24 protein-coding genes are annotated in these 21,729 nt (G+C 40.4%); 8 read left to right on the top strand and 16 right to left on the bottom strand.

Annotation, left to right across the window (positions count from 1 at the left end):
- Positions 1–36: 36 nt before the first annotated feature.
- Positions 37–531 carry a YkgJ family cysteine cluster protein gene (locus tag Q8M62_RS15360; protein ID WP_304901559.1) on the bottom strand — a complete coding sequence of 165 codons (495 nt, stop codon included), beginning with the start codon at positions 529–531 and terminating at the stop codon, positions 37–39.
- A 70-nt stretch (positions 532–601) separates the two neighbouring features.
- Here Q8M62_RS15360 and Q8M62_RS15355 point away from each other — a divergent pair, with 70 nt between their 5' ends.
- On the top strand, positions 602–961 hold the full coding sequence (locus Q8M62_RS15355) for an arsenate reductase family protein (protein WP_092729823.1): 360 nt from the start codon (positions 602–604) through the stop codon (positions 959–961).
- Here the strand turns inward: Q8M62_RS15355 and Q8M62_RS15350 are convergent.
- Positions 958–1,791 (bottom strand): S1 RNA-binding domain-containing protein, encoded by an 834-nt coding sequence (locus Q8M62_RS15350; protein ID WP_304901560.1) that lies wholly within the window; start codon positions 1,789–1,791, stop codon positions 958–960. The two genes, Q8M62_RS15355 and Q8M62_RS15350, sit on opposite strands and share 4 nt — an antisense overlap.
- A 295-nt stretch (positions 1,792–2,086) precedes the next feature.
- On the opposite strand from Q8M62_RS15350, the gene Q8M62_RS15345 reads away from it, so the two are divergent.
- Positions 2,087–2,977, top strand: a complete 891-nt coding sequence (locus Q8M62_RS15345) for a 3-hydroxybutyryl-CoA dehydrogenase (RefSeq protein WP_304901561.1) — start codon at positions 2,087–2,089, stop codon at positions 2,975–2,977.
- An 18-nt stretch (positions 2,978–2,995) separates the two neighbouring features.
- On the top strand, positions 2,996–3,613 hold the full coding sequence (locus Q8M62_RS15340; protein WP_304901562.1) for a deoxynucleoside kinase: 618 nt from the start codon (positions 2,996–2,998) through the stop codon (positions 3,611–3,613).
- Positions 3,614–3,715: 102 nt separating this feature from the next.
- On the opposite strand, the gene Q8M62_RS15335 is transcribed toward Q8M62_RS15340, so the two are convergent.
- Genes Q8M62_RS15335 through Q8M62_RS15325 form a run of 3 tightly spaced genes read right to left on the bottom strand, consistent with a single transcriptional unit; the run spans position 3,716 to position 4,976 of the window.
- Positions 3,716–4,360, bottom strand: coding sequence for a hypothetical protein (locus Q8M62_RS15335; RefSeq protein WP_304901563.1), 645 nt, complete (start codon positions 4,358–4,360; stop codon positions 3,716–3,718).
- 2 nt (positions 4,361–4,362) lie between these two features.
- Positions 4,363–4,821, bottom strand: a complete 459-nt coding sequence (locus Q8M62_RS15330; protein WP_304901564.1) for a DUF2452 domain-containing protein — start codon at positions 4,819–4,821, stop codon at positions 4,363–4,365.
- Entirely contained in the window at positions 4,818–4,976 is a 159-nt protein-coding gene (locus tag Q8M62_RS15325) for a hypothetical protein (protein WP_175454208.1), read from the bottom strand. Before Q8M62_RS15325 ends, Q8M62_RS15330 begins: the two co-directional genes overlap by 4 nt.
- 167 nt (positions 4,977–5,143) lie before the next feature.
- Between Q8M62_RS15325 and Q8M62_RS15320 the strand changes: the two genes are divergently transcribed.
- From Q8M62_RS15320 to ggt, 3 genes are read left to right on the top strand one after another with little or no spacing between them, the layout of a single operon-like run.
- A complete protein-coding gene (locus Q8M62_RS15320; RefSeq protein ID WP_304901565.1) occupies positions 5,144–5,479 on the top strand; it encodes an Hpt domain-containing protein in 336 nt (111 codons plus the stop codon).
- A 26-nt stretch (positions 5,480–5,505) separates the two neighbouring features.
- On the top strand, positions 5,506–7,881 hold the full coding sequence (locus tag Q8M62_RS15315; protein ID WP_304901566.1) for a prolyl oligopeptidase family serine peptidase: 2,376 nt from the start codon (positions 5,506–5,508) through the stop codon (positions 7,879–7,881).
- A complete protein-coding gene (gene ggt / locus Q8M62_RS15310; protein ID WP_304901567.1) occupies positions 7,878–9,578 on the top strand; it encodes a gamma-glutamyltransferase in 1,701 nt (566 codons plus the stop codon). The genes Q8M62_RS15315 and ggt overlap by 4 nt, the downstream gene beginning before the upstream one ends.
- A 112-nt stretch (positions 9,579–9,690) precedes the next feature.
- On the opposite strand, the gene Q8M62_RS15305 is transcribed toward ggt, so the two are convergent.
- From Q8M62_RS15305 to Q8M62_RS15295, 3 genes are all read right to left on the bottom strand, one after another.
- Positions 9,691–10,410 (bottom strand): LytTR family DNA-binding domain-containing protein, encoded by a 720-nt coding sequence (locus Q8M62_RS15305; protein ID WP_304901568.1) that lies wholly within the window; start codon positions 10,408–10,410, stop codon positions 9,691–9,693.
- A 2-nt stretch (positions 10,411–10,412) separates the two neighbouring features.
- Entirely contained in the window at positions 10,413–11,273 is an 861-nt protein-coding gene (locus tag Q8M62_RS15300; RefSeq protein ID WP_304901569.1) for a sensor histidine kinase, read from the bottom strand.
- A 227-nt stretch (positions 11,274–11,500) separates the two neighbouring features.
- The gene (locus Q8M62_RS15295) at positions 11,501–12,367 is read right to left on the bottom strand and encodes a TraB/GumN family protein (RefSeq protein WP_304901570.1); all 867 of its coding nucleotides are present in this window, start codon (positions 12,365–12,367) and stop codon (positions 11,501–11,503) included.
- Positions 12,368–12,608: 241 nt separating this feature from the next.
- Here Q8M62_RS15295 and Q8M62_RS15290 point away from each other — a divergent pair, with 241 nt between their 5' ends.
- Positions 12,609–13,637 (top strand): sugar phosphate isomerase/epimerase, encoded by a 1,029-nt coding sequence (locus tag Q8M62_RS15290; RefSeq protein WP_304901571.1) that lies wholly within the window; start codon positions 12,609–12,611, stop codon positions 13,635–13,637.
- A 73-nt stretch (positions 13,638–13,710) separates the two neighbouring features.
- Here the strand turns inward: Q8M62_RS15290 and Q8M62_RS15285 are convergent, their stop codons facing one another.
- From Q8M62_RS15285 to Q8M62_RS15255, 7 genes are all read right to left on the bottom strand, one after another.
- Positions 13,711–14,568, bottom strand: coding sequence for a DUF1684 domain-containing protein (locus Q8M62_RS15285; protein ID WP_304901643.1), 858 nt, complete (start codon positions 14,566–14,568; stop codon positions 13,711–13,713).
- 38 nt (positions 14,569–14,606) lie between these two features.
- Positions 14,607–15,476, bottom strand: coding sequence for a sulfite exporter TauE/SafE family protein (locus tag Q8M62_RS15280; RefSeq protein WP_304901572.1), 870 nt, complete (start codon positions 15,474–15,476; stop codon positions 14,607–14,609).
- Positions 15,477–15,638: 162 nt separating this feature from the next.
- Positions 15,639–16,133 carry a hypothetical protein gene (locus Q8M62_RS15275; protein WP_304901573.1) on the bottom strand — a complete coding sequence of 165 codons (495 nt, stop codon included), beginning with the start codon at positions 16,131–16,133 and terminating at the stop codon, positions 15,639–15,641.
- A 227-nt stretch (positions 16,134–16,360) separates the two neighbouring features.
- Complete coding sequence (locus Q8M62_RS15270) at positions 16,361–17,779, bottom strand: sigma-54 dependent transcriptional regulator (RefSeq protein ID WP_304901574.1); 1,419 nt, start codon at positions 17,777–17,779, stop codon at positions 16,361–16,363.
- The gene (locus tag Q8M62_RS15265) at positions 17,757–18,164 is read right to left on the bottom strand and encodes a response regulator (protein ID WP_304901575.1); all 408 of its coding nucleotides are present in this window, start codon (positions 18,162–18,164) and stop codon (positions 17,757–17,759) included. Before Q8M62_RS15265 ends, Q8M62_RS15270 begins: the two co-directional genes overlap by 23 nt.
- Before the next feature lie 234 nt (positions 18,165–18,398).
- Complete coding sequence (locus Q8M62_RS15260; protein ID WP_304901576.1) at positions 18,399–18,572, bottom strand: hypothetical protein; 174 nt, start codon at positions 18,570–18,572, stop codon at positions 18,399–18,401.
- A gap of 43 nt (positions 18,573–18,615) precedes the next feature.
- Entirely contained in the window at positions 18,616–18,768 is a 153-nt protein-coding gene (locus Q8M62_RS15255; RefSeq protein WP_304901577.1) for a lmo0937 family membrane protein, read from the bottom strand.
- Between the two features lie 311 nt (positions 18,769–19,079).
- On the opposite strand from Q8M62_RS15255, the gene Q8M62_RS15250 reads away from it, so the two are divergent.
- Positions 19,080–20,537: a hybrid sensor histidine kinase/response regulator gene (locus Q8M62_RS15250; RefSeq protein ID WP_304901578.1), complete on the top strand. Its 1,458-nt coding sequence runs from the start codon at positions 19,080–19,082 to the stop codon at positions 20,535–20,537.
- Here Q8M62_RS15250 and Q8M62_RS15245 read toward each other — a convergent pair.
- Positions 20,532–21,686: a methionine aminotransferase gene (locus tag Q8M62_RS15245; RefSeq protein ID WP_304901579.1), complete on the bottom strand. Its 1,155-nt coding sequence runs from the start codon at positions 21,684–21,686 to the stop codon at positions 20,532–20,534. The two genes, Q8M62_RS15250 and Q8M62_RS15245, sit on opposite strands and share 6 nt — an antisense overlap.
- Between the last annotated feature and the right edge of the window lie 43 nt (positions 21,687–21,729).

The raw sequence follows: 21,729 nt of genomic DNA, 5'->3' as shown, positions 1-21,729 counted from the left end.
TATAGGTTTGATTGTTAAAAAAGCAAAAGAAACAGTTTACTTCCTATAATCTTTGCCGATCTCGTAAAAAATTTTGAAAACAGCAGGACATACCAAGGTATTTTTCAAGGATAGGTCCAAAATACCGAGCATGTTTTTCCTATTTGTATGTGGGTATTCACGGCAGGCCTTGGGACGATCTTCATAGACAAGACACTTATTATCAGAACCTAAAAAAGGACAAGGGGAAGTATTTAACACATAATCACTTTCCTCATCCCGATGCAGGTATTCGTCAATAAATTGGCTGCTTTTCATCCTGAAAACTTTGGCAAGCCGATCTATATCAGTCTGAATAAATATCGGACTTGTGGTTTTACAACAATTTGCGCAGTCTAGACAATTGATTTCGTTGAAGGCATCCTCATGATGTTGAAGGAAGATTGAATCAAGATTTTTTGGTTTGGTGTTTTTGAGCTTTTCTTTAAGCTTTTTGTTGCCTAAAAAATCAGATTTACTCTCTCTGGAAAATTTTTCAAGGTCTACTTTCAATTTTACAAATATTTGATTTTCAATTTATTGTAATATTCACTAACTTAAATAGAAACTAATCAAAAAAGCTATGAGAGTCCATCCATCAGAACTGTATTTCTACCATAGTCCTTCTCAAATCATTGATAAGCAAACTAAGGCTTACGCAAAAACCTTGACAAAATTTGTCAATGAAATTGACGTAATGAAAGAAAAAATCACAGCCACGCAGTGGGATCAGATTCTCACCATGCTGAATTTACGACCTAAGGACCTTCTAAACCGTGCCCATCCAGACTACCAGCTTCATATTGCTGGCAAAAATTGGGACGATGAAGGTTGGTTGACCATTCTTTCAAAGTTTCCTCACTTGATCAAATCTCCGATTGCCATTTTCAAAAACAAGGCAATCTTATGCAGAACACCCAGCGATATTCTCAAATTGGATTAGTCCCTGCTCACTGAAATTCCATCTGGACCAATCACTATTTGCCGAGCTTTAAATAGTTGTCCTATGCATTGCTTGAAATGCTTTTTTGACATGCCCAGGATGGCTTGAATTTCTGCAGGATCAGATTTATCATGCAGGGGCAAAAAGCCCTTTTCTTCTAAAATAGAGAGGATTTTTTCAGATCCTTCATCGTACTTAACCCTTCCAACAGGCAAAACCTGAAGATCCAACCTTCCATCATCACGACGCTTTTTTATCCAAAGCTTTCGAGTCGAACCTATCTCAAGAGGCTGAAATACTTCATTTGAGAAAATAAGCCCTTCGTATTGGTCATCAATGAGCACCTTGTATCCAAGATCGGTTTTTTCAAATATCAATCCTTCTACCTCATTTCCAGGTTCGAAATCCTGAGGAGCTGGATTTATAAAATCCCGGTATTTACTGACCCCAATCAAACGAGTGCTTTTAAAATCTACACAAACCCGAATCAAATATTTTTGACCGATCTCCATATTTTTGGCCATCTCTCCATTGGGCACAAAAAGATCCTTTGGCAAACCCCAATCCATAAAAGCCCCAAACTTTGTCACCTCCTTGGCCTCCAAAACTGCAAAATCATCTAACAGTGCCAATGGCTTTTGTGTAACGGCCACGGGTCTATCTTCACTGTCTGTATAAACAAATACTTCAACTACATCCCCTTCTTTCTCCTCTCCGGTAAGGTATCCTTTTGGCAAAAGTACCTCTCCTCCATCACTGAGCGCCAAATACGCACCGAAGTCTGTGAATCGATTTATTTTCAACTTGTTGATCAGACCAAGTTCCTTCATATTAGTATAATTGATTTTTTGAGGCCATACGCCCGATCACTATCGGGAGATCTGCAGGAATCTGAGCCAGAAGATATTCAATAGACTTTGTCAATGGTCTCCTCCTCGATTTCATAGTTCAAAGGTAGCGATTAATACATTCGACGCTGTGCTTTTCTCTGACAAACAAAGTCGCAAAAGCACGGGTTTGAATTGGATATGGACCTGCTTAGACTTAGTTTTGAGGGCTGTAGAATAAGTCCTAAAGCCAAAATAAACCCAAATCATAACGTTTAACACTTGTAATCAAAGTCTTATGAAATCAATCTCAGTCGTTGGTTCCGGCACCATGGGAAATGGAATCGCCCACATTTTTGCGCAGCATGGATATGAAGTTTCCCTTATCGATATCAAATCTGAATTTCTGGAAAAGGCCCTGACTACCATCTCTAAAAATATGGATCGTCAGTTAGCAAAAGGCGCGATTTCACAGGAGGAAAAAGACGCTTCCCTTTCTCGAATTTCGACTTTTACCAGTTTGGAGGATGGTGTAAAGCAGGCAGACTTGGTCGTGGAAGCTGCTACTGAAAATATGACCCTCAAGTTGGATATTTTCCGTCAATTGGATCAATTTTCTCCTCCCAAAGCCATACTCGCATCCAATACTTCTTCCATTTCGATTACCAAAATCGCAGCAGTGACCAAACGTCCTACTCAGGTAATTGGAATGCACTTTATGAATCCCGTGCCGGTGATGAAGTTGGTGGAAGTGATTCGCGGGTACGCAACTTCCGATGAGGTAACTAAAACGGTGATGAATCTCTCCCGAAATCTTTCCAAAGATCCCGTAGAAGTCAATGACTATCCGGGATTTGTAGCAAATCGGATTTTGATGCCTATGATCAATGAGGCCATTTACAGCCTTTTTGAAGGTGTGGCAGGAGTGGCAGAGATCGATACGGTCATGAAACTGGGAATGGCGCATCCGATGGGTCCGCTTCAGTTGGCTGATTTTATCGGATTGGATGTTTGCCTGTCAATTTTAAAAGTACTTCACGAAGGCTTCGGTAATCCAAAATATGCTCCATGTCCGCTTTTGGTGAACATGGTTGAGGCAGGGTTCAAAGGCGTGAAAACGGGTGAAGGCTTCTATCAGTACACCGTCGGAAGCAAGGAGTTGGTAGTAGCTCCCAGATTTTTCAAATAATTAATTAAGCAGAAAGACATGCATTTAGCTGTATCAGGAAATATAGGAAGCGGTAAAACCACGCTGACAGAAAAACTCGCAAAGCACTACGGATGGAGGGCGGAATTTGAAGCAGTTGACCAGAATCCATACCTGCCGGATTTCTATGAAGACATGAAGCGCTGGGCTTTTCACTTGCAGGTTTATTTCCTCAATTCCCGTTATAACCAAATCCGAAAAATTCAGGAAAATTCTCAATCCACGATTCAGGATCGAACCATCTACGAGGATGCCTACATTTTTGCAGCAAACCTGTATAAAAGCAAGCTTTTAACTGAGCGGGATTACTGGAATTACAAGACCTTATTTGATTCCATGATCACACATGTCAAGGCTCCTGATCTTCTGATTTATTTGAAAGCAGATATCCCAAAGCTTGTTGGCCAGATCGAAAAGCGCGGCAGAAGCTATGAGACTGCAATGCGGATCGATTACCTGAAAAATCTAAATTCACATTACGAAGACTGGATTGCCGGTTATAAAGAAGGAAAACTCCTGATTGTGGATGTGAATGATCTGGACTTTGTGGAGCGTCCGGAGGATTTTTCCTTTATCGTAGAAAAAATCGAACGGGAGATCTTTGGCTTATTTGCATAATTTTCTCGCTACCCCTCACAACTTTCTTTTTACCATTCACAAATTTGACCTTTTGCCTCTCAAGTCTAGTTACTAGTGCCTTAATACTTGTTACCCCTACTACTACCCTACTTTCCGCATCAGCCAATTATATAGCATCTGCCGCTGTTCTTCCTTAGGATTAATGAGCAATTGATCCAATCGCTTGAGTGAACCACCCGTCATCAAGGTTTCATAAGGGGAAAGTCGAATCAACTTATACCCATGTAGCCGGATCTGCAGGTCATATTGGGCATCATTGTATGCTGTCAGTTTCCAACCTGTAGATCCGTTTCCACTGAAATCGCCTGACTCCGAAGCCTCACCAAATACATTTTTTGCAACAGGGGGACCATTCCAAACTCGCTGCTGCAAACCAGCTTTTAGACATTCTTTTTCGAAAGTCCTGCAAAGTCTCCGATGTCCTTCCGCAAAAGGAAAGGTCCATTCCGAATACATCTCTGAGCGAAAAGTTCCAAGACGGTAGCGGTTGAAATGTAGCTCATCATCCCAAAGGATCAAGTATCTGCCAATTTTGAAATCAAATTTGAGTTTTTCCAGCAAGGGAAAACTCCCCGTGCCTCCCATTTCATTAAAAATTTCGTTTAGCCAGGCTTTAGCCTTTTGATCAAGGAATTTAGGGTTGGTTTCCAACTCAAATAGCCAATGGTAATCCGCACCAGCTTCCTTAAGAATTAGATCGAGCTGACGTGACATTAGATGTTCCATCGTTAACTATTTTCTCTAAGAATCTCCCAGGTATGATCCGCAAGAAGTTTGATTTCGGCTACAAAAGCAGCCCAATCTTTTTTTCTTCCCCATTCCTCCGGCCCAATCATACTCATAAAGTCAGAGCCGTCCGCTTTTTGATATAAAAAATAGCGATGGTTGATCAGCGGTTCGAAGGCAATGGATGCCTGATAGATTCGCTCTGAAACTTCAATTCTTGATTGGATTTTCTTAGCTTGATCAGCCAATAGGCGCATCTGATCATAGATTTGAGCCATTTGCATATCAGTTTGACTATGCATGGCGGCTACAGCACGACCGGTTATTTTCCCCTTGTCTTCAGGTTTGATTATAGCACTACCTGAGTGATGCGCATAAGGAAGAATTCCCGGCGTTTCGGTGATTTTCTCTTTCATGCGCTCTAAATCGAGCTTATCTACATCTATTTTTTTTCCGGTCATTTTTTTTCGGTTTCTACCTCTGTCGAGATCCGTTCTTTCAGGTTGCCTTTAGAACCCGGAAAGGTGGTACGCTGTGAAATATCATAACCGATCCAGAGCATGATCAGCATGAAAATAACAAACAGGGCAAGGAAGATTTTTTTATTCTTACTCATGGATTTCTTTTACTCTATGTCGAAGACAAATTTAAGGGCTGAGTTGTTTTCATCACTCAAAAATAAAACTCATAAAAAGGAAATGAGACTATTTAAAAAATGTTTTTAAATTATGGCTTGGATTCTTAACAGAATTTTTATTCGTTCACATCCTTTTTCACCCGTATATGTATCAAATTATCAGTGAACAGTCCATTTATCAGTATTTTGGGGATGATGATCCGGAGATGATCCGTCAAATGATCCAAATTATCATTGATACCAATATCAAAGATTTAAAGGAATTAGGCACATTTTACGAGGAAGGTGACTTTGCTACTATCAAAAAACGATGCCACAAAGCTAAGCCAAGCATGAGTTATATCGGTGCGATTAAAACCAGAAAAACCCTTGAGGAAATTGAATCAAATCTGGAAAATTCGGCACCCTTGAATGACTCACTTCAGGAGCAGATCCAGCTCATCGAGACCGAATTGAATATATTCGTTTCGGCAATTAACTGAAAATTAAACCCATATATAAACTTCCAATGCAGCGGAAACTACTTCTCCTGCCTGTTTTGCTTTTCCTATTAGCGGAAGCAACGGCCCAATCTCCCCTTTCAGTCGATTACATCATGCGCGATCCCAAATGGATGGGAACTTTCCCCTCCTCGCATTTTTGGAGTGAAGACGGAAACAAAATATTTTTCAAATACAATATTGAAAAAGATCCTGCAGATTCACTCTATAAGATTGACTTGAGTAAGGCCAATCAACTTTCTAAAGTGAAATGGATCGAAGAAAAAACCCTGACAAAACCTCAATCCGCCTTTAATGCTGATCAAAGTTTAAGAATCTATCGAAAAGGAAATTCAATCATACTTGAAGACCATAAGAAGAAAACTGAATCCCAATTAATCGAGTGGTTTGAACCGATTTCCAACCTTGGTTTTCTGGCAAATGAAAACAGAATTTCATTCAATGCAGGTGGAAATATTTACGTTTATGACCGTACTTCTAAAACAGTTTCCAAAGCCACATCTATTTCAAATGGCTCCAAATCCACGAACACTGGAAGTGCCTCAGAAAGTAAACCCGGTTTTTTAGAAGCTGAAAACCTGAACCTTCTTGGCGTAGTGAGGGAAAGAAAAGAAGCTCTGGCAAAATCACGTGCCTACCGGGAATCTATCCGCGAATCATCCAATAGCGAATATGTCTATTTCACGCAGGGAAAAAATCTCTCCAATCTTCAGCTATCACCGGACGAGAAATTTGCGACATTTTCCGTATTCACGCCTGCTTCCAATAAAAACACTGCAGTTCCGAATTATGTTGACGCTTCAGGATTTACCGAGAATCTAAATTCCCGATCAAAAGTAGGTAACAGTCCATCCAAAGTTGATATCGGAATCTACGATCTAACCCGAGATACAGTCTATTTCGTGACAATTTCTAATCTGCCGGGAATAAAGGATTTACCCGACTATGTCACTGATTATCCTGAAAAAATCAGGGAAGAAAAGGAACGCAGTGTTACGCTTTCGGGCCCTGTTTTTTCTCCTGATGGAAAAAGGGCAATCATCCAAGTCCGAGCCTTCGACAACAAAGACCGATGGATTACCGAATTGAATCTGAAAACCGGAGAACTCAAGACCTTGGATCGTCAGCGTGATGAAGCTTGGATAGGTGGGCCTGGTGTAGGTGGGGGTTTTGGAGGAGGTACTTTCGGTTGGTTGCCAGACAATCAGCACATTTACTTTCAATCCGAAGCTACCGGTTATTCGCATCTGTACTTGTTGAATGTGGCAAGTGGAGAGAAAAAAGCCCTAACATCCGGTTCATACGAGGTCTTTGACCCTTTTCTCTCGAAGGACAAAAAGTTTTGGTATATGACCACTTCAGAAGTGGATCCTGGAGAAAGACATTTTTATCGAATGCCGGTGATGGGTGGAAGTATGGAAAAGCTGACTTCTATGACCGGAAACAATGAAGTAGTACTTTCTCCGGACGAGAAAAAACTGGCCATTATCTATTCTTACAGCAATAAGCCTGCAGAACTTTATGTCCAAGAAAATAAGGTTGGTGCTAAACCACAGCAATTGACTTCAGGTCAAAGTCAAGAATTTAAGGCCTACAATTGGCGAGATCCCCAGCTGATTAGATTTGATGCAGCAGATGGAGCAAAAGTTCCGGCGAGGCTGTATCTCCCTGATCCGGCTAAGAAAAACGGTGCGGCAGTAATCTTTGTCCATGGTGCAGGATACCTTCAAAACGTCCACAAATGGTGGAGTACCTATTTCCGGGAGTATATGTTCCACAATCTCCTTACTGATTTAGGCTATACCGTTTTGGATATCGATTACCGCGCTTCTGCAGGATATGGGCGGGATTGGCGCACGGGAATCTACCGTCACATGGGTGGAAAAGACCTGTCCGATCAAGTGGATGGAGCCAAATTCCTGATGGCAAAACACGGTGTGGAATCTGGCAAAATAGGAATCTATGGGGGCAGTTATGGGGGATTCATCACCTTGATGGCCTTATTCAATCATGGGGATATTTTCACTTCGGGTGCGGCCCTCCGATCTGTGACCGATTGGGCACATTACAATCACGGCTACACAGCCAATATTCTCAATACTCCTGAAGAAGATCCGATTGCTTACCGCCGCTCCTCTCCTATTTATTTTGCAGAAGGCCTCCAAGGACATCTCTTGATCGCACATGGTATGGTAGATACCAATGTTCACTTTCAGGACGTGGTTCGGCTTTCGCAGCGTCTGATTGAACTGGGAAAAGACAATTGGGAAATGGCCCTTTATCCGGTCGAGGATCATGGATTTGTCGAGCCGAGTTCATGGGCAGATGAATACAAAAGGATTTTAAAATTATTCAACACCACTCTTCTTGAAGAAAAACCATGATATCGAGGAATTCATTCTTATTTCTCCTGATTGCTGTATTGCTTTTTTCCTGCGGAAAGGAAAAGGCAGCCTCTGAGATCAAACGGGGATTAGTAGCTGAAAAGGCAATGGTAGTTTCAGCACGGGAAGAAGCCTCTAAAATTGGAGCGGAAATCCTCAAAAAAGGCGGAAATGCCTTTGATGCCATGATGGCTACCGAGATGGCCCTAGCGGTCACTTTTCCTTTTGCAGGGAATCTCGGCGGTGGAGGATTTATGGTTTATCGGATGGCGGATGGTACAGTTGGATCGATTGATTATCGGGAAAAAGCGCCATTACTGGCCACCAAGGATATGTACCTGGACAAAAACGGGGAGTTCCTTTCTGACTTGAGTACCAAAGGTGCTTTAGCTTCGGGTGTTCCGGGAACAATTGCCGGGATCTTTGAAGCGCAGGCAAAGTTTGGAAAACTAAGCCCTGCAGAAATCCTTCAACCCGTGATCGATCTGGCGAAAAATGGATTTGTGGTCACAGCTCGTCAAGCTGAAAGATTACAGCGTGCAAGAGCTCAGTTTGTGGAAGTGAACGGTGCAGAGACTTTCTTCAATCGTGAAATTACTAGCGGCGATACACTTAAAATCCCCGTTTTGGCTGCTACATTGGAGCGAATCGCCAAAAACGGACGCGATGAATTCTACAAAGGGGAAACCGCAAAAATACTTTCAAAACATATTATAGCTAAAGGAGGAATCATTTCAGAAGAAGATTTAGCATCCTATGAAGCAAAATGGAGAGATCCTTTGGTTTTCCCATATCGAAACATAAAAGTCATTTCCATGGCACCTCCAAGCTCGGGTGGAATGACTTTGGCCCAGATTTTTAGAATGATCGAACCGTTTGATTTAAAAAACTTTGGTCACAATACCGCTGAGTATATCCAGGTATTGGTAGAAGCCGAACGAAGAGCCTATGCGGATCGGAATTTTTATTTGGGCGATCCGGACTTTGTAACTATACCTGTTGATCAATTACTTGACAGCGACTATTTAAAGTCAAGAATGGAGTCATTCAGCATGGAAAAAGCCACCAAGTCATCCGACATTGCACGGGGAGAAATTGTATTTTCGGAAAGTATGGAAACAACGCATTACTCCATTGTGGATGCGGAAGGAAACGCTGTTTCAGTCACCACCACCCTCAATGGAGGCTACGGATCCAAGGTTTACATCGACGAATTGGGTTTTTTCATGAACAATGAAATGGATGATTTCAGTGCCAAACCCGGGACTCCGAACATGTTTGGACTGATCGGGGCCGAGGCAAACAGCATCGATCCGGGAAAGCGGATGTTGAGCTCCATGACACCTACGATTGTTGAAAAAGACGGTAAACTTTGGATGGTGGTAGGAACTCCAGGTGGTTCGACCATTATCACCTCAGTGCTTCAGACAATACTCAACGTCTCCGAATTTGGAATGGGTATGCAGGAAGCTGTGGAAGCCCCTCGCTTTCATCATCAGTGGCTGCCGGATTTGGTAAATTTTGAGCCTGATTCCTTTGACCCCACTTTGATCACAATACTCAAATCAAGAGGTTATTTGATCAATGAAAACAACAGCCCTATCATCGGAAAAGTAGATGCGATTCTCGTCCTACCTGATGGAAAACTAGAAGGCGGTGCGGATCCGAGAGGTGATGATAAAGCGGTAGGGTTTTAGGGATATTTGGAAGTGGTAAGAAGTGAAAAGTAAGTGGTCTTTGTTTTTTTTTTCTACTTAAAACTAACCACTCACTGATAACGAGTAACCACTTACAAAACTTTACAAGCCCCTACACCCCAGTAATCTCCCGAAACTTCGCGCTTTGTCGTTGACTGAGGTCGATTTTATGACCTGATTTCATCACTATTAATAGTGTACTGTTGAAGTAGGGTTCGATCTGACTGATAAAGTCGAGATTGAACATAAATTGGCGATTAGCTCTGAAAAAGAGGTCCTCTGGTAGTTTTTGCTCCAAATAAGTCAGGGATTTATGAAGCAATGGCTGTTGATTTTCATAGAAAACCCGGACATAATTCCCGACACTTTCGAGCAGGTAAATCTTCGAAATCGGCACGAAATGGCACTTTTCACCGTCTTTGATGAAAATCTTCTTATCCGCACTGAGCCTTTCCTCTACCTGATTTTCCACAGCTTGGAATTTGCTGCCAAACCTTTGGATAGCTTCTGTCAGACGCTTCGGATTAAGCGGCTTTAAAAGGTAATCAAGGGCATTAACCTCAAAAGCTTTGATTGCATACTGATCGTAAGCAGTTACAAAAATTACCTCTTTGACTTCTTCCAAGCTTTGGAGAAACTCAAAACCGTCTTTGCCAGGCATATTGATATCCAGAAAAATAAGGTCCGGCTTGAGCGAATTACAATCCAAAATCGCCTGCTCCACCCGATCTGAAAATCCCACTATTTCAAGATCTTCATAAGGTAGCAGTAAGACTTTCAATTCCTCCAAGGCGAGCAACTCATCATCAACCAAATAGACACGTTTTTTCATTTTTAAAGAATAGGGTAAGTAATTCTAGCGACGACTTTAGAATCTGACAAGGCATCAAGGTAAAAAGTTGCCTTATCAGAAAATAGGTTTTGCAATCTCATTTGAAGGTTTTTCAGACCAATACCCAAATAAAATGTATCCTTCAATTGCCCCGAATTAATAATTTCAATGGTCAGCGTATTTCCTCTTAGTTTGCTTTCGATCCAGATTCCACCCCCATCAGGGATTTGGGTGATGCCATGCTTGATTGCATTTTCGGCCAAAGTCAACACCATTGCGGGAGGCACTTTGACATCCAGGGTTTCCTCTTGCAGGGAAATGTGCACATCCAATCGCCTCCCAAAACGGATCTGCTCAAGCTCCAGATATTTGACCACCTCATTGATTTCTTCATTGAGTGCAATCAGTGGGGCTTTTTCATAATTCAGCGTGAAGCGAAGAAGCTCTGAGAGCTTGATGATTGCATCGCGGGCTTTCTCCTGATCGATCAAAACCAAGGCTTTGATGCTGTTCAGTGCATTAAACAAGAAGTGTGGATTAAGTTGGTTTTTGAGCAATTCCAATTCAGCAGACTTGGCCACATTTTCCAGAAGAAGCTTTTGTTCTGTGATTTCCGAATTCTTTTTCAGAATGTGATAGAGGTAGTAAATTATAATCCAAACGATGACGTATCTACCCAAATTCATAATTTGTCCAAAGAACCCGATCCAGAATTCACTCTTCCTGATAGTCCCAAAATCCTCGACTAAGTAGGGCGAATAGAGTAAAACAACCATCACCAAAGTAATCATCATCACATCAAAAAATGCTCGAAACCATATCCTTGATAAAGGCTTGCCAAATACCTCAAGCTTTATAAACATAGTTTTATAGAGGTGGGAAGCTAAGAGACCTACAAAAGAATAAAGAAAAAACTGTTGGAAATATTCCCATCTGAATTCACCAATTATGAAAAAAGTATAATTGATGGTCTCTATGAAAATAATAGAGCTCCAGCCTATGATTTGGAGCAGCCAGTAAATTTTTGATTTGGAAAGGGAATTGGGTTTATTCTTATTCATTTAAGTTTGGGAGGTAAATTCCCGGCTAATTAATGGATTGGTTCTACCGAATAACCTGCTTTACGAAGTAAGGAAATCACACCAAAATCCCCTCCCAAGTGGCCTGCTCCCACAGCCATGAAAATTGATTTGGCTTTCATAGCTTCTTCCATTTGAGGCACCCAATTTTTATTTCTTTCCTCAAGCAATATACTGCGATAGTCAGCCATCATACCGCTATTAGTCATCGCTTGGTCGAGTGCAAGGATATCTTCAGCCAGATAGGCTGATATCATGATTTGAAACTCTTGTTGGGACCCTTCCTCAGTAACCAATTTCATAAGTTCTTTCAATTGTAAGTCCCGAGGAATCTGATCAAAAATTCCCACCTGAAACTCGACCGTTTCCAATCCCACAATTGGCATTTCGGCCTCTCCTGCCCGGGAAGTAAAATAACCTTCATAGCTTTCAATTTCTGTACAAGGAAGGGCTTTTAGCATCACCATGGAACTTAAGACAAAGGGTTTTAATATCCCAAGTTGCGCTAAACCTGCTCCGTAATTTTTCAAAAGAAACGCGTCAAGAGCAGATGCCGCTGATTCATCCATTTCGGCTTTGATGTTTTTCATCCCAGGATTGATAGAAACTTGTTGCATTTTGAGCTGAAGCTGCGGATCACTCATATCAAGTTCCAGAAAAAGCTGTTCAGCACTTTCAAAGGCCTTGATAATCCGATCATCCATCAAAAAATCCGATTTGCAGATGATATGAATAGTTCCAAAAAGGTAAGATTCCTTCTCCAACCCATTTCCACTGACTTTCCAAAGCAGGGAACTATCCTGCCCATTCACACTTCCTACAAAATGAACCACCAATAAAATGGCAAGGACGATTTTCTTAAAAATTATAGATTTCATAGCTCACAGGTTAATATGATGATCAAAAATAAAAATGAAAAATCGATGGGTCTCGCTCTTAATCCATCAATGCAGGAATTTATCGATAAATGAAGATGACTCCTATTCTAAAAATAATAACTAACGCTCAAACTGAATTTCTACCAAATAAACCTCAGTAAAACGACTTAAGTCAAAACAAAAAAGAATCCCGATTAAATGTCATACTTTGATTCTAATCTCTATCAAACCCAATAAAACCATGAACAATAGAAGAAAATTCCTCCAAAAATCTGCCCTTGGAATCGCAGGACTCGCGATGGCCCCTTCTTGGCTACAAGGCGCTCCCTCAATTATAAAATCCCTCAACAAGCCGAATTCAGTCATAAACGGGGTGACAATCGGATGCATCACTTATTCTTTCAGATCCATGCCGGATCAAAGTGCTGAAGCCACCTTGAAATATGTGGTAGACAGTGGTCTGAGTTCCATTGAACTCATGGGTGATCCAGCTGAGAGCTTTGCAGGAATGCCAGCTTCCCCAATGAACAGAGCGCGGATGTTCCAATTGGGCGGAAAGCAGCGACGCGGTGAAGCTTTGACTGCCGACGAAACCAAAGAATTGGCAGAAATGCAGGTCCAAGCTCAAGATTACAACAAAGTCGTAGCTGCATGGAGATCAAGTGTCGATATGAAGAAATTCGAGCAGGTTCGGAAAATGTACAAGGACGCAGGAGTCTCGATCTATGCTTTCAAGCCAAATGCCTTTGGCCAAAATAATACGGATGCTGACATCGCTTACGGAATGAAAGCTGCCAAAGCCTTAGGAGCAACACATGTCACCTTGGAGCATCCGTCCGACGATGCACACACGCTACGACTTGGAAAGCTCGGCGAATTACACAAAATGGGCGTGGGATATCATGGCCACGAGCAAGAGACTTTCACTTTTTGGGATACAGCGCTGACGCAAAGCAAAATGAACGGCTTGAACTTGGATGCAGGCCATTACATCGCGGCAGGCCACACAGATTTAATTCCCCTGATTGAAAAGCATCATGCCCGCATCTACAGCATGCATACCAAAGACCGTCAAACTCCGGCCAATGGAAAAGGAAACTTACCTTGGGGTACAGGCGATACACCTATTGGTGATCTGCTTAAATTGATGCAAAAAAACAAGTACAAATTCCCTGCAACTATCGAACTGGAATACCAAGTTCCGGAAGGATCAGATGCTGTAAAGGAAGTTCAGAAATGTGTGGAGTTTTGCCGAAAAGCCTTGGCCTAAAAGCCTAGAATAAGCAAAAAGCAAGTTTTTCCGGAAAGTCTGTTGGGAGTTGATCCCAACAGACTTTTTTGAATCAGTGATTATCCGGATACTTTTCACCTGCTTGAATATCGATTTCCAGTCGGTTCACTTTAGGAGGAATAGGACAGGTAGCAAATGCCGTAAAAGCGCAAGGAGGATTATACGAGAAATTAAAATCAACTCGGGTAATGCCACCTTGATCGGGGTAATCCACATAAAGATACCTTCCTGTTGGATAGGTTTCCGATTCATTTGTCAGATCGGAAAAAATCACAAAAAGCTTTCCTGCATCATCCAAAGCTGTTAATTCATGGCTCTTACCTTCAATTTCAAATCGCAACAAACCCATCACTTTCCATTCAATGACTTGACCCAGTACATTTGGTATATTAATCGTTTCGTTAAATTTTGGTATAAAAAAAGCTTCAACAGCAAAACCTGAATCATAGTCAAAATATAGAAGCGGTTGAAATTTGGATAAAGCGGGATGTTTCAAGTCGCGCAATCGCATAGCATATTCTCCTCCCCTATTGATAACCGTCCATTTCCAACGGTCATAATAAACTGCGCCGGATCCGTAGGCTTTCTCTGGAAATTGAAGCTGGAATCCGGGTCGCTGAATCTTATTTCTTTTGATGACTTTCGGGTTGAAAAAAAACCATATTGAATCGTTTACTAGTTGAAATGTACCAATTGTTTGATTGGATGCTTGATTGGAAAGAATCAAGCTATCCTTTCCCTGCCGATTCAAAAATGAATTCGTTTCAGTAATCCAAAACAATCCAGCAAGATTTAACCAGCCATCTTCAGCAAGAAGCTCCTTTTCCCGATTAATTTTCCATGCTTCAAAATCAGGATTCTGAGCTGATGCGCTCCAACTCAGGAAAAGGAATAGGGTAACCAGTTGCACTGGCTTCAACTCAAAGAATTTGAAATACTTGGCAATCATCAAAGAGCAAGATAAAATGTCCTGATACTTAATAGAATAATCAAAATCCCCACTGCAATCATCAGATATTTAGGTTTGATCAATTTACAAATATAGGCGGCAAATGGTGCAGCGATAATTCCGCCTAATATCAAGCCCAAAACCGGAGCAAGACTTAATTCTTTGACAAAAAACAAAAACGTAGAGGCACTTGCCAGAGACACAAAGAACTCGACAAAATTCCCAGTTCCGATAGCATAGCGGGCGATTTTTCCTTTACTGAGTAAAGTACTGTTGACAATTGGTCCCCAGCCGCCGCCGCCGATAGCATCAGCAAATCCTCCTCCTGTTGCTAAGACCGGAAGACTTCTGCTTTCCCTGTTGAATTTTGGGGCGTGCTTTTTTCTGACCTTTCGCAAGATCACGATACCCATCACGAATAGGTAAACAGCAATGATCGGCTTCACTAAATCTCCGTCAACATTGGATAATAAAAAGGCTCCAATAACAGACCCGATCACTCCCGGAATTAAAAGCCTTTTGGCTAATTTCCAGTCTACATTTCCCATTTTCCAATGAGAAATACCAGAGGCTAAACTGGTAAAGACTTGAGCAAAATGAACCCAAGCGGAGGCGGAGGCAGGTGGAATTCCAATTCCTAGCAAAATGGAATTGCAACTGACACCATACGCCATTCCCAAGGCACCGTCTATGCTCTGTGCAACAAATCCAACAAGCAAAAACCATAAAAACATCTCTGTATCCAGTTCCCAGCTTTTGATTGATTGTGTCAGCGTCTGGGTAACCATCAATACAAAAATCATTGCCGCAAAGGCGAAAAACATACTCCAAAAAGGCTCATTTCGGAGACGTAGGATGAGTTTTTCCATCGGAAGTCAATTTGATAATAGGTTTGAATTCCAAAATTAAAAACAAAAAGTTATTAACCTACCAATTTGGTAGGGTATATAGGTATTATTTGAGAATTGGCTTCAATACGACAAAAAAAAACTGTGGAATTTCCACAGTTCTTTAACTTTATCACCCTTTCATTAATATTTTGAATACATATAGAAGATCCATTTGCTTCTTTCCATTTCTTTGGCGAAGCCACTTAACATCGATTCTATTATAAAGTTTTCTTCTCTAAAAGCCTCCAATGCAGCTTTACGACTTGATTGAATCAAATTTCCTAAACCAGCTACTACATTGGAGATTCTTTCAGCATCAGTACTTACCATTACATGACCTTTTTCGAGGGTAAATTCAAATGAGTTGTTCAAGGATTTATATGGTATTTTATTCAAATCATTAAAGTGAATTTCCAGCTCTTCCACAATGGAATTGACCTGAAACCGAAGTTCAGACAGTCTTTTTAAAAAATCAAAGTAATCAGGCCCCTGGTAAATGGAGTAAAACTGTGATACCTCTTTTTGGAAAATTTTAAAATCAAAAAGCAAAACCGAAAAAGTAGGCGTATCTAGCCTTTCCCTGTTTTTTTCAGAAGCAGGAATCAGTTCTAAACTAAGTTTTGTACTATTATTCATCTCAAACAAAATTAGATTACATCAAACTTTCCAAATCCCGTGCCTATGAACTGAGAGAAGCCAAAGATTGGCAGATCATAAAAAAAAGGCGATTAAACGCCTTTTAAGAGTATTTTTTGAATTTAAAATTCAGAAGACAGCACGGTAAAGGATAATTCAATTCTAGAAGTTTGGGGAAAAATCGCCCAATTGGAGTAAGTTCCTTCTAAAATTCAAGGCTGAAAATATCATAAATCATATTGCTTCATTTTGTTGAAAAGAGTTTTTCGATCTATACCTAAGCGCTGTGCGGCTTTGGTTCGATTGTACTTAACTTCTTCAAGCACTTTCCGCAAGATGGCTGCTTCCGCTCCGGCAGCTGCATTTTTTAGACTGGAATACGAATCATTTCTAACTGTTTCCAACTGAGGATCCTCTTCGTCCAACTCTTTGAAATTGAATTTTCTGAAGTAAACCACCTCCGGTGGCAATCCGGAAAGACTAATAGTTCTGCCATTTGACAATAAGATTGCCCTTCGGATTACATTTCTCATTTCCCTGAGATTTCCTGGCCAGTCATAATTCAAAAATACATCTAATACATCCGGGTCAAAACCCACCAAATCCTTATTTAATTCCTCATTGGCTAATTCCAGAAAGTGCTTGGAAAAAGCAGCAATATCATCTTTCCGCTCCCTTAAAGGAGGAACAGTAATACTGAATTCATTGAATCGAAAAAATAAGTCTTCCCGGAATTTACCTTCCTGAACTGATTTGCGGAGGTCTTCATTAGACGCAACCAAAATTCTAACATCGATTGACCTGTCTTTACTCGCTCCAATTCTTCTGAGTTTTCTTTCCTGCACCAGTCTAAGCAACCCCACTTGAATTTCGTAAGACAAATTTGAAATTTCATCCAAAAATATCGTACCGCCATCTGCCAGTTCAAATTGACCCGCTTTGTCAGAATGTGCGCCGGTAAAAGCTCCTTTTTCATGGCCCCAAAGCTCACTGCCAGCAAGTTCTTTGGTTAAAGCACCACAATCGATCGCAATAAAAGGTTTCCCCGCCCTTGAACTTTGTTCATGGATGATTTTTGCAATATTTTCCTTTCCGGCACCACTCTCTCCATAAATCACCACACTTAGATTGGTCGGAGCGACTAGTTGAACTTCCTTATAGAGCTTTCGAGATTCTTTGCCTATTCCGCGGAGGTAGTTGTCCTTTGGAAGATTAGTAGAGGAATTCGAAGAATTACCCATTTCATTCGGTTTCAAAAAATTGACAGAATAAGAATGGCTTTCCTTTTTAGCCAACATGCATCGGTCAATAAGCAATAAAATTTCATCCGGGATTAGAGGCTTGGTTATGTAATCAAAGGCTCCATTTTTAATTACTTCAACAGCAATCTTGACATCTGCATAACCGGTGATGATTACCACCTGTGTGCTTGGGGATACTTCTTTAACTTTCTGCAATATCTCCCTACCGTCCATTTCACGGAGTTTGAAATCACAAAAGATCAGATCATACTGCATCTTTTTGATGTAATCCAAACCGGTTTTCCCTGATATGGTAGTCTGAACGTTATGCCCTTTTTTGGTCAGAAAACGGTCCAAAAGCTGGCATATATCCAGATTATCATCAATTACTAATATGTGGGCCATTATCTTTTTTGGGTATAATTAAAGGGTTAAATCGAGATTCTAAGACTTGATTAAGTCTTGAAAGACTAAATGGCTTACTCAAGAAATCAATTGCAAAAGAATCAAAGGCATCTTTTTGCTCTTCCATATGATCAAATGCACTCATCATTATCACTTTGCACCCCTCCTTGTAGGGTTTCAACCTCCGTAATTCATCGAGTCCATTGCCATCAGGGAGGTTAATATCTAAGAAAATAAGATCTGGAATTACTTTTTCCAAAACTCTTTTTTCTTCTTCAATTGAACCTGCCAAATGAACGATGTATCCCTTCTTTCCCAAATATCGAAAAAACAAATTTCTAATCTCTTTCTCATCGTCAACTACCAAGATAACATGCTTTTTCATATTTGTTAATTCTAGATGTGTTGAAAAAGTCAACGCACTCTAATGATTAATATGCGCCCATATTGACAACATACATTTTACGAAAAAGGTGTAACCTGAGATTACACCTTTTTAAAATCCCCAAACCACTTACTTTATTGACAATCAAATAATCAAACATTATTCATCCTAAAAAACCGCTACAGGGATAGAAATTATATGCAGATTAAGTGTTTAAAATTTGTAATAAATAAATTAAGAATTCTCTATATCATTCATGATCGCTTCTTTGGTATTGCCTTTGAAAGACTCAGCATTATCCCAAAGGTAAATTTCGCGGGTTTTAGATTGGTTGGATTTCCCTGAAAGTTTAAGGATAACTTCCAAAATCGATCCTGTTTCCATTTTGCGATTTCCTTTGATTTTCATGAACGATTTATTCCAAATTTATCTTTATGAACAAATGTTAAATTTAAAAGGACCGTCCACCTATTACCTTGAATAAGATCGCAATGATTGCAATGACCAAGAGAACGTGGATGATGCCAGTAGCACTGTAAGCGAATACTCCAATAAGCCATCCTATAACTAAGATTACGGCAATGATGTACAGTAAATTGTTCATTTTAATTTTAAGTTTTGGTTGAAAGTTTATTTAAATCAAATAACCCAATCCCTGTGCCTAAAAAATAAAATGATTGTAATCTGCCAAGAGCCAATAAAACAAACGTTTACACTTTTATTATTTATCTATTATCTAATAATACTGAGAAAAAAAGAGTAGAATAATGCCCGATTTGGGGAAATTGCATTTACCGATTTATCATGCGATCTTTCTGCTCGAGTGTATTTTTTGATTGAACTTTAAAAGTTTTAAAGAACACAAACTATTAATCTCAATTACACACCCTACAAATAATTTCGATTCCAAAAACAATGGTAGAAAAAGAAGTCATTCGGATATTATATGTCGACGATGATCAGGAAGAACAAAAGCTGGTCTCTACCATATTAAAGACCGCCAAAAAGAATAAATACGTCCTAGAAACGGCACAGTCCATCGATGACGCACTGGTCAAAATTAAAGACTCCTACACTGTATTTCTGGTAGGATATAATCCAGGTAAGGACGATCAGCTTAATCTGATCAAAGAAATAAAGGCATTACGAAAGCATGCTCCTCTGATAATGCTTTCAGGATTGGATTCTGAAACCATCGACAAGGAAGTGCTCAACCTAGGGGTTGCGGATTATTTGGTTCGGGGAAAATATGATGCAAATACCTTCGAGAGGAGACTGCAGTTTGCCATTCGTGACTCAAAACTATTTGAGTCTCTGGAGCAAACGTGCAAAAAGTTTCGATCTATTTTTGAAATGGCGGCTGATCCTTTTATCCTAATTGACGGGAAAAGTAAAATCCTCGAAGCAAACCCCATGTTCGTTAATAAATTTGGCATAAATCCACATGAAAATTCTTCCGAAAAAGAATGTTTTTTCAGCGATTTGATTTTTGAGGACAGTGCTAAGCAAAAACTTCTCAAAAACCTGGAAAAAAAGACAGAATCCTTTGAAATAGAAACGGTTATCATGACAGATGATAACGCTGTTATAAACACGATAATAAGTATAGCCAAACAAGACGATAATCAATTTCAGGTTTTGATCAAAGACCTAAGCGCGATCAAAACTCAAGCTGAAGAAGCACTTAATCTTAAAAAATTCTCCTCAACGGGAAGGATTGCCCGTCTTTTGGCTCATGAAGTCAAAAACCCGCTAACCACCATAGTCCTTTCTGCTGACCAACTTCAATTAGAACTTTCGAAAGAAACATTGGCTGAAAGTGGAGACCTGATCGAGGTTATCCGAAGAAATTGTGATCGAATCAATCACTTGGTTTCCCAACTCTTGGACAGTACCCGTTTTTCAGAATTAAACATTCAAAATCATTCTATCGAAGACCTCTTGGATGAAGCTTTGGATCAAGTCAACCGGATTGAATTGAAAGGAATTAAAGTCATCAAACAATACAAGGATGAAGACTGTCTCCTACCCCTTGACGCTGAGAAAATAAAAATTGCTTTTAGTAATATTTTAGTAAACGCAATTGAATCTATGGAGGATAAAAATGGGAAACTTATCATTAAGACTATTCTAAGAGGCCATCAATGTCAGGTGGAAATACTGGATAATGGTGCTGGAATTGCCCAAGAAAACCTGGAGCGGATTTTTGAGCCTTTTTTCACGGATAAAATCGGGGGATCCGGATTGGGACTAACCAATACGCAAAACATTATTTTCAGTCACGGGGGTACCATTCGGGTGAAATCAGAGGTTGGCAAAGGTACTTGTTTCGTAATCAGGCTAAATCTCTCAGAAGACGCTCCAATTTCATAAAATACTGCGAAGGTTTTGTAACCTTTCTATACCCTTAGACAAGTCCTCATTAGTTTTTGCAAAGCAAAATCGAATGATTTTATCGTCTTTTTTATCGCTGTAAAAAACTGATACAGGAATACAGGCTACTTTGAGTTTTCTTGTCATTTTTTCTGCCAGCTCTCTGTCAGAGATTTTGGAGAGATGACCATAAGATACAAGCTGAAAAAAACTTCCATGGCTCGGAATCACTTCAAATAAAGTTTCCTTTAGCCCCTTTGCAAAAAAATCCCGTTTTCCTTGATAAAAACTGGGGATAGACAAATAGCGATCGGGCACTTCAAGGTATTCAGCAAAGGCATATTGAATCGGTGTCACTGTACTAAATGTGACATATTGGTGGATTTTCCGGAACTCCTCGGTAAGAGTAGGAGGTGCTATACAATAACCGATTTTCCAGCCGGTGACGTGAAAAGTCTTCCCAAATGAGCCGCATACAAATGTTTTTTGGTTAAGCTCCGGATGGGCTCCCAAAGAAAAATGCCGCTTATCGTCAAAAGTAATGTGCTCATACACCTCATCACTTACCACATAAATTTCACGATCCCGAATCAAATTCGCCAAGGTATTCAGATCATTTTCAGCCCAAACAAACCCGCTGGGATTATGAGGTGAATTAACTAAAATTGCCCTCGTTTTAGAAGAAATAGCATTTTTCACCTGCTCCCAATCCACAGAGAAATCCGTGGAATTTAAAGGGACATAAACTGGAATTCCTCCATTGAGAAGAATTGCAGGTTCGTAGCTGTCGTAGGCGGGTTCGAGAATGATCACCTCATCTCCTCCTCTGACGATAGCAGAGACCGCCGAAAAAATAGCCTCCGTCGCCCCTGAAACAATAGTGACTTCACGATCAGGATCAGGGAAATAACCTTGGGTCAGTTGCGTTTTTTCGGAGAGTATTTTCCGTAGACTTGGAATTCCAGCCATAGGAGCATATTGGTTGAATCCTTCCCGTGTATATTTCCCGACCAAATCCAATAAGACTGGATCAGCACCAAATCCCGGAAAACCCTGAGAAAGGTTGATTGCTCTTTCTTCTGATGCCATTTGAGACATCACCGTAAAAATTGTAGTACCGATATGAGGAAGCTTGGAGCGAAGTGACATAGCCAAATTATTCTTGTAAGAATCAGACTGACAAGAAAACAAT

The sequence above is a fragment of the Algoriphagus sp. genome, from assembly GCF_030694375.1.
Lineage (GTDB): Bacteria > Bacteroidota > Bacteroidia > Cytophagales > Cyclobacteriaceae > Algoriphagus.
This window is presented reverse-complemented; position numbering and strand designations above follow the sequence as displayed.

What these genes read in the sequence shown, in the direction of transcription:
- Q8M62_RS15355 (WP_092729823.1), top strand. Translation starts at nt 602, where the DNA reads ATGAGAGTCCATCCATCAGAACTGTATTTCTACCATAGTCCTTCTCAA.
- Q8M62_RS15350 (WP_304901560.1), bottom strand. Translation starts at nt 1,791, where the DNA reads ATGAAGGAACTTGGTCTGATCAACAAGTTGAAAATAAATCGATTCACA.
- Q8M62_RS15345 (WP_304901561.1), top strand. Translation starts at nt 2,087, where the DNA reads ATGAAATCAATCTCAGTCGTTGGTTCCGGCACCATGGGAAATGGAATC.
- Q8M62_RS15340 (WP_304901562.1), top strand. Translation starts at nt 2,996, where the DNA reads ATGCATTTAGCTGTATCAGGAAATATAGGAAGCGGTAAAACCACGCTG.
- Q8M62_RS15335 (WP_304901563.1), bottom strand. Translation starts at nt 4,360, where the DNA reads ATGGAACATCTAATGTCACGTCAGCTCGATCTAATTCTTAAGGAAGCT.
- Q8M62_RS15330 (WP_304901564.1), bottom strand. Translation starts at nt 4,821, where the DNA reads ATGACCGGAAAAAAAATAGATGTAGATAAGCTCGATTTAGAGCGCATG.
- Q8M62_RS15325 (WP_175454208.1), bottom strand. Translation starts at nt 4,976, where the DNA reads ATGAGTAAGAATAAAAAAATCTTCCTTGCCCTGTTTGTTATTTTCATG.
- Q8M62_RS15320 (WP_304901565.1), top strand. Translation starts at nt 5,144, where the DNA reads ATGTATCAAATTATCAGTGAACAGTCCATTTATCAGTATTTTGGGGAT.
- Q8M62_RS15315 (WP_304901566.1), top strand. Translation starts at nt 5,506, where the DNA reads ATGCAGCGGAAACTACTTCTCCTGCCTGTTTTGCTTTTCCTATTAGCG.
- ggt (WP_304901567.1), top strand. Translation starts at nt 7,878, where the DNA reads ATGATATCGAGGAATTCATTCTTATTTCTCCTGATTGCTGTATTGCTT.
- Q8M62_RS15305 (WP_304901568.1), bottom strand. Translation starts at nt 10,410, where the DNA reads ATGAAAAAACGTGTCTATTTGGTTGATGATGAGTTGCTCGCCTTGGAG.
- Q8M62_RS15300 (WP_304901569.1), bottom strand. Translation starts at nt 11,273, where the DNA reads ATGTTTATAAAGCTTGAGGTATTTGGCAAGCCTTTATCAAGGATATGG.
- Q8M62_RS15295 (WP_304901570.1), bottom strand. Translation starts at nt 12,367, where the DNA reads ATGAAATCTATAATTTTTAAGAAAATCGTCCTTGCCATTTTATTGGTG.
- Q8M62_RS15290 (WP_304901571.1), top strand. Translation starts at nt 12,609, where the DNA reads ATGAACAATAGAAGAAAATTCCTCCAAAAATCTGCCCTTGGAATCGCA.
- Q8M62_RS15280 (WP_304901572.1), bottom strand. Translation starts at nt 15,476, where the DNA reads ATGGAAAAACTCATCCTACGTCTCCGAAATGAGCCTTTTTGGAGTATG.
- Q8M62_RS15275 (WP_304901573.1), bottom strand. Translation starts at nt 16,133, where the DNA reads ATGAATAATAGTACAAAACTTAGTTTAGAACTGATTCCTGCTTCTGAA.
- Q8M62_RS15270 (WP_304901574.1), bottom strand. Translation starts at nt 17,779, where the DNA reads ATGGCCCACATATTAGTAATTGATGATAATCTGGATATATGCCAGCTT.
- Q8M62_RS15265 (WP_304901575.1), bottom strand. Translation starts at nt 18,164, where the DNA reads ATGAAAAAGCATGTTATCTTGGTAGTTGACGATGAGAAAGAGATTAGA.
- Q8M62_RS15260 (WP_304901576.1), bottom strand. Translation starts at nt 18,572, where the DNA reads ATGAAAATCAAAGGAAATCGCAAAATGGAAACAGGATCGATTTTGGAA.
- Q8M62_RS15255 (WP_304901577.1), bottom strand. Translation starts at nt 18,768, where the DNA reads ATGAACAATTTACTGTACATCATTGCCGTAATCTTAGTTATAGGATGG.
- Q8M62_RS15250 (WP_304901578.1), top strand. Translation starts at nt 19,080, where the DNA reads ATGGTAGAAAAAGAAGTCATTCGGATATTATATGTCGACGATGATCAG.
- Q8M62_RS15245 (WP_304901579.1), bottom strand. Translation starts at nt 21,686, where the DNA reads ATGTCACTTCGCTCCAAGCTTCCTCATATCGGTACTACAATTTTTACG.